Consider the following 15,192-nt stretch of genomic DNA (forward strand, 5'->3'; position numbering starts at 1 on the left):
AACTACTTACCGGCTGGTCTTGGCCGCCAGCGTGCACACCTGGCGGTGTTTGCGGGCATTGGTGAAACGGTCTGCACTGGTCGCTGGCTGGTCGGTGATGCAAATGCGCACCTGCCGGAGGTAGTCGCTGGGAGCCGCCGTCGCGGCAGGCAGCGCGGGAGGGGTGTTGGACACGGCGATCCGGGCCGTGAAAACCGTCCAGTCTGGAGCGGCACCACCGGTGGCGTGCAGCTCGTTCCCCTGAGCGTCGAAGTAGCACAGACTCCCGTCATAGCTGGCGAGATTGGCCGTGTCCGACCAGTCACTGCCCTGGAGCTTGGCCAGCACCTCCTGGGCAATGCGGGACTCCACAGTGTCATTGACGGAGTTGCGCAGCATCTCCATGCCGCCGGGCATGGTGGAGACCACGGACAACACGCCAAAGGACACGATGGCCATGGCGAGGGTCACTTCCACCAGGCTGAAGCCCCTACCGCTTCGCGGAGACACAAGACTCAAGTCTTGAGGACGGAGGCGTTTGGCCATCAAGGGGAACAGCCGCGCGCCCGACCGGCGATTGGCAACCTGATCAACAGCGGCATGAGGGAGGGGGGCAATGGGGTTCATGGAGAGAACTGGCGACGTTGGATGATGCGGTACTGGTAGTATTGATCGAGAGTCTCCTCGTTGTCCGCGGTGCCATTGGCGTTGAGGTCGTTGGGCGAAGCGAAGTCCGGCAGCTCCGGATCGTTCGGATCCACATAGCGCTCGATCAGGCAGGAGCCGCGATACTCGCTGCCCACGAGGTCGAGATCTTCATCCCACTCCGCAGGGTTTCCGGCGCGGCTCTTCTTGAGCGACTGGACGCGCAGATGGATGTTGTAGGTGTTCGACCGTGTAGTGAGGCGCGGGTAGAGCTGGTTGTAGGGAGCTTCACGCAAGTTGTCCCCAGTGAGGCGATGAGTCCCCCACCAAGTCTCCATGGTACTGTAGCTGGCAGCCGGGTAGGAGGGAGGTCCGGCATTCGTCCTGGGCACGAGGGCGATGGCGCAGATCTCCGTCGCAGAGCGGAAGATGTCTCCAGACGCGAACCGGTTCTCGAACCCCTTGAGAGTGCCGTTGAGGTGATCGGGATCGATCTCCAGCCGGTAGTTCGCTGCGTAAGTGGTGCCAGTTTGGGATTTGTAGTTGGCCACCTCTGTATCCGGAATGGCCGTCATGCTGGTACCCTTGAGCAGGGCATGCAGGGCGGTGCGGCGTTTCACATGCCGGAAGGGCATGATCTCATAGTTCATGTTGATCTTGCCGGCCGTGGAGAAGGGCTCGCTGATGGCATAGGGCTCCACAATGGGCATCCAGAAGAGGTCCAGCCACAGATGATCCTGCGGGAAGCGCAGACCATAGTGCTGGGTGCCTGCCGCAGGCTGTGGGGTGAAGAGCAACGTCTGCCAGGGTTCCGGCTTGCCGGCGGTCTTGCCATTCACCCCGGTGGGCAGGGAGCCGAACATCACCGCAGAGGCAATCTGCCGGTTGGGCGAGTACGTGATGTTGTCCGTCTCCGCGGCCTGACTGCCATTGGCCCCGTCTGCAAAACTTGCCACGTATCCGAGCGAAAGCCCCCGGCTGAAGTAGCCGCGATTCGTGGCCCCTTCGTCCGCCTTGTTCACATAGGGTCCGTCCTCCTGGAGGTCATAGCCCGTGTCCCAGTCCCCCGGGGCGTCATATTGGTTCTTTGCCCCGTTGAGAGAGACCGGCACAAAGGGCACGGCCGACTCCGGATAGGCCAGCCCTTCCACCAGGCGGCCGCCCGTTTCCGCGTTCTTGAAATTCTGGGTCCAGTCCTTGCGGAACTGGCCGCGTGTGGGATCGAACCCTACGCGCAGGCTCGCTCCGTTGTAGCTGGGATGCGGCGCATAGTAGTCCTTGTCCGCCGCATCCACCGTGGAGCGCATGGCCACCAGCCGCATGTCGCCGCGGGCCTTGTCACCCGGATTGACTGTTATTCCATAAACCGTGTCTCCCGGGTACACGAGGTTGTTCATGAGGATCTGCGCCGTGTTCACCCGGGCCGTACCCGCAGGCAGGCTGGCATTGAACCGTTCCCGGTAGTTCAGGGTGAGCAGCTTCGCATTGTCAGGATCCGGCACCTTCCCGGCGTCGTTCACCGCCCCCACCCGCTTCGGCACCGGCAGGGTCTGGTTGGGGAAATGAATCTTGAGTGTCTGGATGTTCGTCCCATCCAGCAGATTCACCTTCACCGTGGCCGTGCCTCCCGCGAATGAGAAGGTGGTTTTTCCCGCCACATTGACATCCCCCACTGAGGCCCACACATCGAACTGGTGATTCCCCGTGCCTGCACTGATGAGGTCGCCGCCGAAGCCAGACCGATACTTGAAGAACTGGCCCGCCGGGGATGGCAGGGCGGTCTTGTTCGCCAGCCAGGAGTCCGCGGTGTAGTAGCCCTCGTTGAAGTTGACGTTCAGCAGGCCCGTGTTGCCCGTCACATCAGACATCTGCAACGAGGCATCATCCGCCTTGAACCCTTTGATGTCCGAGACCTGGAGCTGATACTTCTGATTGAAGGCGGACTGGCCGGGACTGATGCAGTAAGGCTGAATGACCAACCGCGCTCTCATCGCGAGCGTTTTGATATCGCTGCTATTTGTGCTGTCCACCCGGGTGGGGTAGAAGATGAGGGCGGCCTGGGCGACGGTGAAGAAGCGCCCCATGCCGGCGGTGTTGTTGATCTTGATGGGGGCGATCACCCCAAAGTCGTAGTAGTACGGAGAATAAGAGTAGTGAGGCACCAGGTTCTTCTGCGGGGTGGAGATGGCGTTCACCAGGCTCCTCGTGTAATCGAAGCACTCCGTCAGGATCTGGTCGCGATCATTGGGATACTTGGCATTGAAGGATCCGCCGAAGCCGGGGATCTCACGATCAGTCAGTCGTTGGAGGTAGCTGTACAGCACCTGATTACGCGGCACCTGGGCCCAGTCGGCGGTGGCACTGGCAGAGCTAGGGCTGGAGGGGTTGGCGGCCACCAGATGGGTGACCTGCTTCCGCTGGAAGGCATAGGAATAACCGGTGGCCTGATCTGCGGGATAGGTGGCGGGCAGTGCCTTGTCCCTGCCCAGGCTCGTGCAGAAGGCGATGAGCTTGTCATACGCATTGCGGGCGGTCGTGCTCCCGGCGGACTGGACGGTCTGCAGGGGCCAGAGGCTGATGCGGGGCGTGTTGAAGAGGGTGACCTCCGGTGCCCGGCTCTGGGCGGTGAGGAAGAACTGGGTCTTGGCCAGCACCTCGGGGTTCAAGCGCGCGCTGCTGACCTCCCGCCGCCCATTGGCAAGCGCAGCATTCTTGAAGAAGTACTCATCCACCGTGGCATAGAGGCGGTCCTGATCCTTGGTGATAACCATCGCGCCGGTGGGCGTGCGTGAGCCATCCAGCGAGCCGCCGGTGGCAACGCGCGGGGCGAGATCGTAGTAGAGGCCATACTGGGAGGTTCCGTCCGTGGTATTGCCAGTGGTCGAGCCACCTCCTGATGTGAAGTACTTTCCAAGAACCACGCTGAGGCTGGTGGTCGCCGGATGGCCGGGGTAGCGCTGGAATTCGTTCCGCGCCGGCAGATAGTTGCCCAGACGGCGCTCCGCCACGGTGTTGGCCCGTGGAATATCCCAGAACACACCTTCACTCGCGGTGTTGATGTTGACCTTGGAGGACTCATCATCTGTCCAGAACGCCATCCGTCCCACCACGGGATTGTCAGCACTGGCTCCCGTGACCGTTACTTTGGCATCCGAGCCCGCTACGGCTGTCGCAGCTGCCACCGTTCCATCACGGAGCAGGTAGAGCCACTTCACCGGCATGACGGGCTCACTGCCCCCGGTGCCTGGAGCGTTGACCACCTCGTAACCCTCCACCTCCCCCACTGCGGGAGGCTCAAGGACCGGGTAGTGCTTGCGCCCCTGCACCTCCACCGGCTCATTCAGGTCGGTGTACAGGGCACGCTGCGCGGACCAGTTGGCAGGCGGCACCTCTGCGTTGGCCTCGGATGCGCCAAAGGTAGCGACACGCATCTGGTCCGATGAGTAGAGCTTGTAGGCGGCGCTCAATGGGGTGCGTCCATTGGCGGCACCGCCAGTGCTGCCATACACCCGGATCATGCCAGGCTGGGAGGCCCAGGTTTTAGGGTTGGCCGGATCGGTGTTCAGCGTCTCCGTAGCCTGCCGGATCTGACCAATGACCAGATTGATCGCCGAGTCCGAGAGCATGCGGGAACGATTGCCCTCCGCATAACCTGACGACGCCTGGCGCTCCGTGGTGACCAGCGAGAGGAAACCCACCACCAGCACCGTGATGAGCACCAGCACCATCAACACCATGATCAACGCGATCCCTCGGCGGGACGCTTTTTTCCAGGGGGCAGGGCATGATGGCTGCACAGGCTGGGAGGGTGAATTTACCGTGCCATGGTAGGGGTTATTCTCGGGACGCGATGTAGCGAGAATTCGCCACAGAGGATGGCGCTCCCGCCTGCGGGGGCGGCCCTACGACCGCTGCCGCAGCCCGCAACCGGTAAACCCTGACATAGTCCACCATCATGCTCTCCGGCAGCTTTGAGCGATCCAGACGGGGAGCTTCCCAATCGGCGCAGAGCAGACTCAGGATGGCATACTGGGGCTGCCGGGAGACTCCCGCGCGGGTGCGGAAGACTTCATGCTCATCAATGAAGAAAACATACTCGTCCGGCGTCCACTCCACGGCATACACGTGAAAGTCATCGCTGAGACTGCGGCCGTCCTTCAGCACGGGCGCCAGATCCAGCGGGCCGCCATCGTGCAGGTGCTGCCCGGTCTCCCCAGGCCAGTACAGGTTCGAAGCTGCGCCGCCATCTTTGCGCCCCGCGCCGAACCATTCAATGATGTCAATCTCCGCCCCGGTGAGGTGTTGGTTATTTCCAGCATCCATTTCGCGGCGCTCCGGCTGCAACCAGAAGGCGCCGTGATGCCCCTCCATGGCGTGGAACTTGATCCGGGCCTCCCAGCGTCCATACGTCTGGGAGAACTTGCCTTGGGACCCAATCATGCCCGTGTGAATGACCCCGTCCTTCTCGGTCGTGGTGAGCAGCAGATGGCCGGCACCATCCAGGGAGACATTCTCCGCACTGATCATGGCGCTCTCCCTCAGACCGGGGGCACGCACGGCCCACTTCGTAGCATCCAGCACCTGGCCGTCGAATTCATCCTGCCAGACCAGCGTCCAGGGTGACACAGGATCTATCGGCTGCGCATTCTCTGCCTCTTGCTCACGAAGAGACAGACCAGCGACACTGACCAGTAACACGCCGCCGAGAGCCCAGCCCCATCCGGCGACCAGCATGTTCCGTTTTGATTCATGAATAGGCTGACAGACAACTGAAGACATCGTCTCCAAGCGTAGGGTATAGGGACGGTCACGTCTTGTGACGAGAACTCGCTACAGGGCCACACGAGGGGTGACGGCTGGCAACGCCTGTGTCATGATGCTCCACATCACCGTGATGCGTCGTCTCCCGTTTGCCGTCCGCTTTTCCCGCATTCGCCGGGGTATGGCGATCTGTCTGGCCATTGGTCTCGTCGGTCTGCCGATGTGCCTGTCTGGCGCCAAAGTAACGCTCCGGGCGATGGAGGCATCGACGAGCACCAGTCCCGCTCAACTGTCCAAATCAGTGGATGGCATCGAGGCAGGACTGGAAGGCTGGGCGGTGCCGGGGCAGACCGACCGCGTGCACTCCGCCGTCTTTGCCTGCGATACCGTTCAGCCAGCCGGGCGGTTGCGCATCTGGCTCTCTTTTCTCTCCGGGCATACGGACTCGGCTTTTCGTGCCTTCAGCCTTTCGATCACGCGTGATGCCACACCTTCCCTTTCCGGGAGATGGGAGAAGGTGGCCCCCACATGGTACAACTCCACAGAAGGGGAGATCATCCGCGATGACGGCCGGCTCCAGGTGACCGGGGTGCTGCAAACCCCGGTGTATCTTGTGGAAACACCACTCATCCCGCCGGGAGTCACCGGACTGCGGCTGGACGTGTACCCCGGCCAGGGCGTGGCTGGAGAAGCGTTACTCACGGAGATCCGCGCCGAGCGCAAGGAGGTCAGCACCACCAACATCGCCCTGGGGTGCCCCGTCATTTCATCGCACCCATTGGGATCGGGACAGCGTCCGGAGCACCTCGTTGACGGGCTCTCCGGCACCATGGCACACCCGCCCGCCCCGGACCTGGGAGATGCCTTCTACTTCCAGCTCGACCTGCGCCGTGTGGCCAGACTGGACCACATCTGCCTGCGGAACCGGGCGGATGGACGCGCAACGGAGCGGCTTTCCAAAGTCCTCCTCCAGCTCTATGACCGGTCCCCCGAGCCCGGGGTGGAGCCGGTATGGACGGCCCTGCATCGTGCAGATGGTTCATACCCCGAACCCGGGCAGACGGATGTGGTGCGGGCCGTCTCGGGCAAAGGGGAGTTCCGCGGTCGCTATCTTCGCCTCTCCAGCCAGAGCCCGGTCGCCTTCTCTCCGCAGCTGGCCGAGGTGGAAGTCTATGAATCCCTCGTCTCTCCCGGCGTGGATGTCACCGCCGGCAATGATAAACTGCCGCCTGGAAGTTCATTCGACATTCCAGCGGGAGCCCCATGGCTCAGCTTCGTCATCAATAACCCGACATTGCCAGGAAACCTGATTCTGGGCCGACGCTGGCGCATTGCCGGGGTGAGCAACGAATGGCTGCCGGTGCCGAACTCGGGCGTGGTCGAGTCCCGCGCTCTGCCACCGGGCAAGTACCTCTTCCAAGCGAGCCTGCGGCACACGGATCTGGAGTGGAATGACATTGAACTTTCCGTGCCTCTCATGGTGCCACTGCCTTTGTGGCAACGGCCGCTGGTGCGAGTCCTGGCGCTGCTGCTGTGCGTGGCATTGGCCAGTCTCGTGGCATGGCGCATCGCGCGCCGGCGCATGGCGATGAAGGTGGCCGAGCTGGAGCAGCGGCAGGAGCTGGACAACGAGCGCGCCCGCATCGCCCGCGACATGCATGATGTGGTGGGATCACGCCTCACCCAGCTCATGGTCATGCATGAGATCTTCGCCGCGGAGCATCCCCTGCCAGGAGATGCGGGTCAGAAACTGCAGCAACTGGGCGACACCGCCCGGGCCGCCATCTCTGAGCTGGATGAAGCCGTATGGGCGGTGAATCCGCGCAACGACACGCTGCCCAGCCTCGCCAACTATCTGTGCCACATCGCCAGTGAATACCTGGCCCCTCTGGGCATCACCTTCCGGCAGGATGTCCCAGCCGAGTGGCCGGAGGTGCCTGTGGCCTCTCACCACCGCCATGAACTTTTGCTCGCCTTCAAGGAGGCCCTGCAGAATGTCGCCAAGCATGCCCAGGCTTCGCAGGTGACCATCATCCTCCGCTACCATGAGCCCGACTTCCAGGTGCGCCTGGAAGACAACGGCCGAGGTTTGCCAGAGATGCAGACCGGGGCCGGGAAGGACGGCCTCCAGAACATGACGTCCCGCCTCGCCGCCATCGGCGGCAATTGCCGCGTGCAATCCCGCCCGGAGGGAGGCACCATGGTGACGCTGCAAGTGCCCCTCCACCACCCCTGACCGCCCCACCCCGCCCATGCCTGTGCGCATTGCCATGATCGAAGATGACCTGCCGTTTGCCCAGACGCTGCAGCGCTACTTCAGCCTGGGCTCTGAGGTCCGCTGTGAGGCCCACTACACCACCGGAGAGGCCGCCCTCCAGCAGTTGCCGGAGCTGACTCCAGATCTGGTGCTGGTGGATATCAACCTGCCCCACATGAGCGGCATCGAGTTTGTCTCCCGGATCAAGGAGACAACCCCTGGCCTGCTCTGCCTCATGCTCACCATGTATGAAGAGAGCCCGCTCATCTTCGATGCCCTGAAGGCCGGGGCCTGCGGTTATCTCCTGAAGCGCACGCCTCCGCGGGAGATCGTGGCCGGCATCGTGCAGGCCCAGGCCGGAGGCTCGCCCATGTCTCCCCAGGTGGCGCGTCAGGTCGTCAGCTTCTTCCACCGCGGCACGGAAGCCACAGCGGCGGTCGATCCGGAGATGGACGTGCTGGCAGACCGCGAACGCGAGGTCCTGGCCCTGCTTTCCAAAGGCTTCCTCTACAAGGAGATCGCCGACCAACTCGGCATCTCCACCCACACCGTGAACAGCCACCTCCGGCGGATCTACGAGAAGCTGCACGTACGCTCCCGCGCCCAGGCCGTGGCGAAGTATCGCGGGCTGACGTGAGGTGTCGAAGCTGATGGCCGAGGGCTCGACCTCATCCTGGTGATGAAGTAGCAGTTGGGATACGCAAGGATTTCAGAAGGCGCATGTGCCTGAATGAATCTGGGCCTTCAGCCCTCAAACATCTTTTTTGAATCCTGAACCCAGGGCGTTGCCCCTGGGCTGGCATGAATCCGGGCCTTTGGCCCTCAGTTGCCCAGTTTCAAGCAATCCGATCAGCGAACGCACTTGCATGCAATTGCCACATTCCCCGACGAGGAAACGTCTGGTTAGCAAAGTTGCTGTCTCCGGAAAGGGCATCAACACGACCAAGCAAAGCCTGGATAGGCATTCTCGCATTGCAGCGCGAATCATGAGGGCCGAAGGCCCGGCCTCATACCAGCCTGGGGCAACGCCCCAGGTACTGGGAATTAAATAGAAATTGAGGGCTGAAAGCCCGGTGTCATTCAGAGGCTCCCTCGCTGGCCTCTTCCCTACTCCGGCGTGCCGCTCACCGGCATGAGCTCCAGGTTCGCGGCCTCCACCTCTGTCTTCGTCGGAGCTCGCGGCTTGCCCACCTGGGCGGGCTCTTCCACCTCCAGTTGCAGCGTCACCTTGCCGTCCTTCATCGCCGCCAGCGGTACGGGCACCATGAAGGAGCCCGCCTTCCGGCCCGGTAACACCCCGAACGGGGCCACCGCTCCGACCACCTCGCCCTCGGCGGTCTTCACGACAATGCGGGCCCCCTTGGCCAAAGTGCCGACCGTGATGCGCACGGCCACCTGCTCATCCGCCGCCCGATCCCGAGGGAGGGCGAGCAGCATTTTCCCATCTGGAGCAGGCTCTTTCACAGTTTGGGCAGGACTTTCCGGAGCGGTCTTCCCACAGGCCGGGATGAGGAAACAAACCATCCCCAGCCCCAACAAGGACAAGAGAAATGAAGCTTGCATCCGCATACCGGCCAACGAGGTCAATCTACTAGACAACTCCCGTTTAGAAGGTGCCCACGGAAATCTCTGACACCTTAGCCTCCAAAGGCGTCAAATTCACGCCTTTCCTTTCCGCCACCACCTGCACCCGCAGCGGCTGGTCCGGCTTGAGCTCGTTGGCCTCCCGCAGCTTTTGCACGGCCTCGGTCAGCGGCATGAGGAAGCTTAGCGGCTGGTTTTCATGGCCCCCGAGTCGGGCGCCGAAGGTGCTGAAGGTCCCGGCAAAGCTGGGCGAATCCAGATCCACCTGCTTGGCCCCTTCTGGCGCATTGACCAGCACGTGGAACTCCACTCCCTTGGTGTCCGCCATCGGCTCGATGGTGATCTTGGCAAACACGGCAGGGCCATCCTCCTTCATCGCCGCCTCTGGCACGGCCTGCGGCACCATCACCTCAGCGCGGGCGGAGGCTCCGAGATTGAGGGCAGATGCCCCGAGGGTGCCGAGCCACACCTTGTTGTTCATGTCCCCAGGCCGAGTGGCAGCCGGGATCACCGTCTCACCAGAGCCGGGCTCGTAGTCATAGTTGAAGTCTCCGATCGTGGCGTAGTCGCCCGCCTTGTTCTTCGCCACCGGTTTGCCATCTGGCCCCATGAAGAAGAGGAACGGCTCATTGGCCCACGGTGGCAGGTCCGCCCCTGTGGGCAGCGTAGGCAGCCCAAGACGCTGTTGCTTGCGGGTCCACACGTCCCAGAGCCGGTCAATGTTGGAGTGGTGCGCGAAGAACACGGGATCGGTGGGTGAGAGCAGGTCCTGCATGAAGCCGCCGATGTTGTTGTGCACGTTGTTGTGCGGCTGGCTCTCCAGGATGCCCTGAGTGGCGCTCCCGCTGTGGTTGGCGGTCTTGCCACTGCCAAAGCTGATGAAGTCCGTCGGAGCCAGGGCATTACGGATCGTGCCGATGGAGACCGCTCTCCGCGTGGTGGCATCGAAGCCGGGGTTCTGCCTCGTCAGCGTGCGGGCCCGGCCTCGAGGAAAGAACATGGGGCTGTCCCGTACCGCCTGCCACACATCGTTGATCGACCGGAATCCCCGGTTCCGCATCTGCTGGAGCTGCGCCGGAGAGAAAGAGTTCCACAGCGCGCTCATGGGATTGGAGAGCTGCGCAAAGAACTCGTTGTAACTTGCGATGAAGGCCGGGTTGTTGGGATCCAGCACACCGTTGAAGAACGAGTCCGGAAGCTGCGGCAGTGCCGTCCAGTCCCAATAGGGGAAAGCGAAGTTGGCATCTCCGCTCAGTTCGCGCACGGTCCGCTCAAACCAGCCTGTGAAGCCGCGGTGCCACACGACGAACCACCAGTTCCCATGCGGGCAGTCCAGCGTGTGTATGAAGGCGTTCCGGTACCAGTTGCGCGCATCCGAGGGCGGGAGCTGCAACATGATGGTGATGGCTTTCTTGTAGCTCTCCAGAAACGGCGCTGCCGCAGGGTTTTGCAGATTGAGTCGGTGATATCTTGCCGCTGCGGCTTGGGCGGGTTCCTGGCCAAAGGACCAGCCGGCCGTGGCGGCGGCCGCACCGGCGGTGACAAGGAAGTGACGGCGGGAGGTGTTGGGAAGGGACATGAGGAATATCGAGTTCGTGGTTATAACAGATTGAAAAAAGGAATCTCCGGAGAGGGGATCAGGGCTGGCGGCTGGCTACCGCCCCGGAACGTGCCGGAGCAGCCACCTGCCCTGCTTCACGCAGGAGAGCATCCACATCCAGGTAAGGGGTCATGGACACGTTCTGCCAGTGCACCCGGCCGGTCGCATCCAGCACGAAGAGACCATGCAGCGGCCCATCGGCGTAGCAGCCATAAGAGCGGAAGACGCGCTTCTCCGGATCCGCCAGCAGCGGGAACGGACAAGCAGAGCCATCCAGGGCCTTGCCCAGATCAGCTACTGAGTCGGTGCTGATCCCGATGACCTGCACTCCCTGCTTGCGGAAGGCCTCAGCCTTCTCCACCAGCGCGGTCATCTGCTCGTTGCAGCGCAGGCAGGCAAAGCCCTCATAGAAAAAGAGCACGGTGGGACGGGTGAGCAGGTCCGCTGATTTCTGCACCTTGCCGGTGGCATCTGGCAGCGACCAGGCAGGCGCGGGATAGGGCGAACCCAGCCGTTTGGGCTCCATCGCTCCCGCATCCGCCATGGGCATGGGCGCTGGCGGCTTGGAGATCTCCACCAGCTCCATCATGCCTTCGTCCTCGTGATCGAGGATGTGACAGTGCTGCACAAAGACACCGTCGAAGTCGGTGTACTCCGTACGGAAGCTCACCTTCCACCCTTCGTTGAGGATGATAGTGTCCCGCCACACCGGCAGGACCGCACCGGTTTTGGGGTCCCGGTCCAGCTGCTCCACACTCTGCTCATCCAGGATGGAGAAGATCTCGAACGGGTTCACGTGAATGTGAAACGGATGGCTCACCGGCCCGACGTTGTTCCTGGAAATAACCGTCCACTCCTGCACCTCACCCAGGGTGTTCTGACGCGCTTCGTCGAAGTCAAGCGGCTGCCGGTCGATCGTAAAGACCACCCCATCTCCTTTGGGGATGATGCCATAGGCAGCGCTCTGGCGTGCCGTGACCCGCTTGGGATCGATAGAAGGCAGCCGGAACCGCCTCACCGCATCATCCGTGGGCAGCGGCATGGGATTGGGAGGACCTTCCACGATCACCACCGCAAGATAGCGTCGCTCCTCGGGAATGATCACCCCACCTCCGGGCACACGTGCATCCCGCAGCACATACTGCACGCCGGACACCGGCGGCGCCTGGATGAGCACGTCCGAGCGGTAGCCGGGCCAGAGCTCCAGCTTGGAACGTGTGGCGACGCGTCCGAGGGCGAGTCCATCCACGGCGATCTCGTGAAAGTTAAGTTTCGACGGGGCACTCTGCCCGCTGTGATCCACGCGGACGAGCTCCGGCTGGATCACCTCCCGGATGGCGCTGTCGATCAAACGCCACCGTTCCACCGAGCCGGGCTGCATGCGAATTACGGGCAATTTTACCCCGTTGATCGTGGTGTAGCGCCCGAGCTTGTCCCAGGTCCGGGGTCCAAAACTGCAGTCCGCATATTCCGCCTCGATCACCCCTACCGTGAGGTTGGTGTCCTTGGAAATGGCGGGACACACCGGCTTGCTCGCATTGTTCACGTACGGAATCTGTTGCAGCACCATGACGCGATCCGGGACGCGGGCGATCTCCGGCACCGTGTCCAGCCCGCCTTCAATGATCAAGGCTCCGGACATGCCGCTGCCCACGTTAGCCGCCGTGGAGCCGTGCTTGTGAGCATGGTACCAGAAGGTCCCTGCGGGATGGTCTTTCGGGATGACAATCTCGTACTTCTGCTCAGAGCGTGGGGGAATCTCCAGCAACACGTTGTCACTGATTCCAGAAGGAGACACGTGCAGTCCGTGCGTGTGCAGGTTCGTGGTGTTAAACCCATGCAGCGTGTTCATCACATCCGCCATGCCGGGTTCGGGATCGAGGTTGTTGCTCACCGTGATGTAGAGAGTGTCCCCCCGGCCGGCAGCGCAGGGTGGGCCCCACCAGCTTCCCGTTGTAGGACCGCAGGTACACGGGGTCCGAACCGATCTGGTTGCGGGCCTTGAAGACGTTCAGAGTGACGTTGAGCTTGCCGTTGACGGATCGAACCACATCCGGCTCGGGGAAGGTCGCCGCCTGGGCCTGCTTCATCAGGCCCTCCATCTCCCCGGTGGTGAGGATCTTGGGCTGCACCCGCAGAGAAAAGATGTCCGGGGCCATTTCCCCGCGGGCATTTCGCTCTCCGAACTCCCGCCAGGCGTTCTGGAGTCGCTTGCGGGCTCCCTCCACCGCTTGTCGGTGGGCGGTGGCATCCATCACCGGTGGTTGGGGGTTATCTTGAGCCGCCATGGAGAGCGGCAGGAGCAGCGCTGTGGCGCAATAACGGAGGACCGTGTGACAGGTTTTCATGGCGTCGGATGTTGGCGACCACGGCACGGAGGTGCCGTAGCCAGGGGTATCACCCCAGGACGATGAAGGGTGGGCCACCGACGAAGGCGAGAGGAGTCATCTCTCTGCGGCGCGGGCTCACGTTTTTAGCGAAATCAACTATTTCTCTATAGGGGAATGTATTAGTTCAGCGCGAATCGAATGCAAGAAATATGTTTAATATAAATTCTATGGGCCATTAGCGCTCAGAGTCTCGAAGTTTTTGGTCACATATTCACCACATCCCGGCATTGCCTGCGGCGACGCTGACAGTGACCCATGGTTTCATGTTGCGCCGTTTCTTCGCCATGAAACCCCTGCTCCGCCTCCCTCTCACCGTCGGTCTGCTGCTCTTCTCCTGCCTTTCACCGGCCCATGCCCTTCACGAAGGCAAACGCCAGATCCTGCTGGTGGGTGACAGCACCACGGAAGCAAAGATCCCCAAGATGCTCCGCCCCCAGGGTCCCCATTTTGAGGACGTGATCCGCATCCTGCTGGCCGCGGAGAAAGACCTAGAACCCGTGAATGTGATCAACCTGGGCCTCAGTGGCGAGTACGTCCAGAGGCTGCTCGACTCCGGCCGCTACGACAAGGAGATCGCCAAGATCCCCGGCGCGGACTACATCTTCATCCGCTATGGCATCAACGACCAGGCCAAACGCCAGGGGTTCGCGGAAAACTTCGCGAAGGACTACCATGAGCTGATCCTGCGCCTGAAGCGGGATCATCCCGAAGCCGTGATCATTGTCATGACGGTGATCCCTTATGGGGAAGAAGGGCGGGTGGCCCAGATCAATGAATTGAACAAGAAGGTGTCCGAGGCTGAGGGATTGCCGCTCTTCGACATCTACCCGCGCTATGCCGAGGAGCTCAAGAAAGGTCCCAACATGCTGAACTACCGGCGTTACCCGATCGAGAAGGTGCCGGAGAAGTTTCAGGAACTGGTGAAGCCCTTCATCAATGGCAAATCCGTGGTGGTGATGGACAACCAGCTTGATGCCCACTTGGGCGACTTGCCGGGATGGTATGGCGACCGTCACCCCAACCAGGCGGGCTATCAGGTGATCGCAGATGAAACGGCCAAGTACCTGGCCAAGCTGATGCGGGAGAGGAAACAAACGGTGGCCACCACCGCCACCGGTGGCCTCTTCAAAGCCACGCCGTTCACTGAAATCAACGGATTCACCGACGGCATCGAAGGTCCGGCCTGCGACCATCAGGGCAACCTGTATGCCGTGAACTTTCAGGAGCAGGGCACGATTGGGAAAGTGAGCCCGGACGGCAAGGCCGAGGTCTTCGTGAAACTACCAGAAGGGAGCATCGGCAACGGCATCCGCTTCAGCCGGGATGGGAAAAGCTTCTTTGTCGCGGACTACACGAAGCACAACGTTCTCAAAGTGGATCTCACCAGCAAGGCCGTCTCCGTCTTGGCCAATGAACCGGGCATGAACCAGCCCAACGATATCGCCATCACCGCTGAAGGAGACTTCTATGCCAGCGATCCCGCCTGGAAAGATGGCACCGGACAGCTCTGGCGCATCAGCCGCGAGGGCAAAGTTTCCAAGGTCGCCAGTGACATGGGCACCACCAACGGCCTGGACGTCAGCCCCGATGGCAGAACACTGTATGTGAACGAAAGCGTGCAGCGCAAGGTCTGGGCCTTCCCAATTCAAGCGGACGGCACCCTGAGTGAGAAACGCCTGCTCAAGGAATTCCCCGACCACGGCTTCGACGGCATGCGTTGCGATGTGGCAGGGAATCTCTACATCACCCGCCACGGCAAAGGCACCGTGGTCAAGCTAAGCCCGCAGGGCGAAGTGCTGCAGGAGATTGATGTCCTGGGAAAAAGCCCCACCAACCTGTGCTTCGGTGGTCCGGATGGCTGCACCGTGTATGTGACCGATGCGGATCAGAGACGTGTGGTGCAGTTCCGCGTGGACCAGCCGGGGTTGGAGTGGGCGCGCATCCAGAGACAGGATTAACAAGATGGGGAACTGAGT

General features: G+C 61.9%; 10 protein-coding genes. 3 read left to right on the plus strand and 7 right to left on the minus strand.

Going from position 1 to position 15,192, the window contains the following annotated elements; translation table 11 throughout:
* Window positions 1-6: 6 nt before the first annotated feature.
* From vccB to BV106_RS03160, 3 genes are read right to left on the minus strand one after another with little or no spacing between them, the layout of a single operon-like run.
* The gene (gene vccB / locus BV106_RS03150) at window positions 7-606 is read right to left on the minus strand and encodes a Verru_Chthon cassette protein B (protein WP_038160380.1); all 600 of its coding nucleotides are present in this window, start codon (window positions 604-606) and stop codon (window positions 7-9) included.
* Window positions 603-4,421 (minus strand): Verru_Chthon cassette protein A, encoded by a 3,819-nt coding sequence (vccA, locus tag BV106_RS03155; protein WP_265595288.1) that lies wholly within the window; start codon window positions 4,419-4,421, stop codon window positions 603-605. Before vccA ends, vccB begins: the two co-directional genes overlap by 4 nt.
* Window positions 4,422-4,458: 37 nt before the next feature.
* The gene (locus tag BV106_RS03160; RefSeq protein WP_038160386.1) at window positions 4,459-5,358 is read right to left on the minus strand and encodes a glycoside hydrolase family 16 protein; all 900 of its coding nucleotides are present in this window, start codon (window positions 5,356-5,358) and stop codon (window positions 4,459-4,461) included.
* A 139-nt stretch (window positions 5,359-5,497) separates the two neighbouring features.
* Between BV106_RS03160 and BV106_RS03165 the strand changes: the two genes are divergently transcribed.
* Window positions 5,498-7,621, plus strand: coding sequence for a histidine kinase (locus BV106_RS03165; RefSeq protein WP_265595289.1), 2,124 nt, complete (start codon window positions 5,498-5,500; stop codon window positions 7,619-7,621).
* 16 nt (window positions 7,622-7,637) lie between these two features.
* On the plus strand, window positions 7,638-8,279 hold the full coding sequence (locus BV106_RS03170; RefSeq protein ID WP_038160390.1) for a response regulator transcription factor: 642 nt from the start codon (window positions 7,638-7,640) through the stop codon (window positions 8,277-8,279).
* A gap of 470 nt (window positions 8,280-8,749) precedes the next feature.
* On the opposite strand, the gene BV106_RS03175 is transcribed toward BV106_RS03170, so the two are convergent.
* The 4 genes from BV106_RS03175 to BV106_RS34985 all read right to left on the minus strand — a co-directional run bounded on the left by BV106_RS03175 (window position 8,750) and on the right by BV106_RS34985 (window position 13,174).
* Complete coding sequence (locus tag BV106_RS03175; protein ID WP_038160472.1) at window positions 8,750-9,106, minus strand: hypothetical protein; 357 nt, start codon at window positions 9,104-9,106, stop codon at window positions 8,750-8,752.
* A 142-nt stretch (window positions 9,107-9,248) separates the two neighbouring features.
* A complete protein-coding gene (locus BV106_RS03180; RefSeq protein ID WP_038160393.1) occupies window positions 9,249-10,805 on the minus strand; it encodes a tyrosinase family protein in 1,557 nt (518 codons plus the stop codon).
* A 58-nt stretch (window positions 10,806-10,863) separates the two neighbouring features.
* Complete coding sequence (locus BV106_RS03185) at window positions 10,864-12,720, minus strand: redoxin domain-containing protein (RefSeq protein WP_265595290.1); 1,857 nt, start codon at window positions 12,718-12,720, stop codon at window positions 10,864-10,866.
* Entirely contained in the window at window positions 12,656-13,174 is a 519-nt protein-coding gene (locus BV106_RS34985; RefSeq protein ID WP_051944905.1) for a hypothetical protein, read from the minus strand. The genes BV106_RS03185 and BV106_RS34985 overlap by 65 nt, the downstream gene beginning before the upstream one ends.
* A gap of 326 nt (window positions 13,175-13,500) precedes the next feature.
* On the opposite strand from BV106_RS34985, the gene BV106_RS38065 reads away from it, so the two are divergent.
* On the plus strand, window positions 13,501-15,174 hold the full coding sequence (locus BV106_RS38065; RefSeq protein ID WP_265595291.1) for an SMP-30/gluconolactonase/LRE family protein: 1,674 nt from the start codon (window positions 13,501-13,503) through the stop codon (window positions 15,172-15,174).
* Window positions 15,175-15,192: the final 18 nt, after the last annotated feature.

Origin of the sequence: Verrucomicrobium sp. BvORR106 (genome assembly GCF_000739655.1) — a bacterium.
Taxonomy (GTDB): domain Bacteria; phylum Verrucomicrobiota; class Verrucomicrobiia; order Verrucomicrobiales; family Verrucomicrobiaceae; genus Verrucomicrobium.

Coding starts and splice junctions, on each gene's coding strand:
- vccB (WP_038160380.1), bottom strand. CDS start 606: ATGAACCCCATTGCCCCCCTCCCTCATGCCGCTGTTGATCAGGTTGCC.
- BV106_RS03160 (WP_038160386.1), bottom strand. CDS start 5,358: ATGCTGGTCGCCGGATGGGGCTGGGCTCTCGGCGGCGTGTTACTGGTC.
- BV106_RS03165 (WP_265595289.1), top strand. CDS start 5,498: ATGATGCTCCACATCACCGTGATGCGTCGTCTCCCGTTTGCCGTCCGC.
- BV106_RS03170 (WP_038160390.1), top strand. CDS start 7,638: ATGCCTGTGCGCATTGCCATGATCGAAGATGACCTGCCGTTTGCCCAG.
- BV106_RS03180 (WP_038160393.1), bottom strand. CDS start 10,805: ATGTCCCTTCCCAACACCTCCCGCCGTCACTTCCTTGTCACCGCCGGT.
- BV106_RS34985 (WP_051944905.1), bottom strand. CDS start 13,174: ATGAAAACCTGTCACACGGTCCTCCGTTATTGCGCCACAGCGCTGCTC.
- BV106_RS38065 (WP_265595291.1), top strand. CDS start 13,501: ATGAAACCCCTGCTCCGCCTCCCTCTCACCGTCGGTCTGCTGCTCTTC.